The sequence below is a fragment of the Variovorax sp. P1_H12_2 genome, from assembly GCF_056405335.1.
On record NZ_JBFUCI010000760.1, the window covers coordinates 1 to 1,221 of the forward strand.

General features: G+C 65.8%; 2 protein-coding genes. One reads left to right on the forward strand and one right to left on the reverse strand.

Going from position 1 to position 1,221, the window contains the following annotated elements:
- The coding region (locus AC1D2K_RS34935; RefSeq protein WP_478095035.1) for a pilin glycosylation ligase domain-containing protein at positions 1-534 on the reverse strand (534 nt) is incomplete at its 3' end.
- A 167-nt stretch (positions 535-701) separates the two neighbouring features.
- Between AC1D2K_RS34935 and AC1D2K_RS34940 the strand changes: the two genes are divergently transcribed.
- Positions 702-1,190, forward strand: a complete 489-nt coding sequence (locus tag AC1D2K_RS34940) for a type IV pilin protein (RefSeq protein ID WP_478095037.1) — start codon at positions 702-704, stop codon at positions 1,188-1,190.
- Positions 1,191-1,221: the final 31 nt, after the last annotated feature.

Here is a 1,221-nt window from a genome sequence, read left to right on the forward strand (position 1 = left end):
CACCAGCGCCGCGCGCACGCGGCGGCCGCCGGCCGCATGCAGCCACAGCGCCGAGACGAGCGCCATGCTGATCAGCGTCGCGAACTGGTTGCGCTGGCGCAGGTTGCCGTAGGCCTGGCCGAGTTCGGGGGCGCTGGTCCAGGGGACCAGGGGCTGGGCGAGGCCGTAGTACTGGAGCAAACCCAGCAAGGCATTGATCAGCCCGGCGGTGAGCAGGGCCCAGGCCCATGGCGCCGGCGACCGTGCATGCGCCATGCCCGCGCCCACGCAGCCGGCCAGGCCGACCGCCGCCACGGCAAGAACGGCCGATCCGTCGAAGGCCGGGGCTTGCCCCTGACCGGCCAGAACCGCCAGGGCCGTCACGGTCAGCCAGCCGAGCACCGCCCCCGACGGCAGCGCACGGGGACCGAGCGCCAGCGACAGGGCGACGCAGGCCCACGCGACCAGCTGCTGCAGCACGTTCACCGAGGGGCCGACCGCGAAAGGGAACAGGAACGGGAACGCGAACAGCGCTGCCCGGGCGACGGTCCGCAAAGCGGATGCCCTTTCGCTCGAAGCCTCAAAACGAAAACTAAAGATTGATCCCATACGTGAAACCGTTCACAGGGTAGCCGTTCGGGGGCGACGAAAGGACGCCATGCGCAGACGGGCGGCAATTCGAAAAGAAACACGCCCGTGACAATTTGTGACCTTTATAAAACATGCGGGCTGAGGTCATCACAGTGCGAAACGTCTCCCATCCTCGTCGCCGTTCGGCGGGGTTCACGCTCATCGAAGTGATGATCGTCGTCGCGATCATCGGGATCCTGGCCGCGGTGGCCTTGCCTGCGTACAACGACTATGTGCGGCGGGGGCAGATCCCGGAAGCGTTCGCGCAGCTGTCGGAATACCGGGCCAGGATGGAACAGTATTACCAGGACAACCGGAACTACGGCACCGTCGACAAGTGCGCTGCCGATTCCACCGCCGATGGCTGGAACGGCTTCACTCCCGGCAATGCAAAGTACTTCGGCTACGGCTGCAAAACCGTCGATGCCCAGCAGGGCTACGTGATCACCGCCACAGGCAATGCAGCCAGCGCCGTCGGCCACGTCTACAAGATCAACCAGAACGGAGATCGCACGACCACGAAATTCAAGAACGCCGACGTGACCGCTACATGCTGGCTGACGAAAGCCGCCGCCTGCTGACCCGCCGAGCTCAAAGATGCGACAGCGCGGC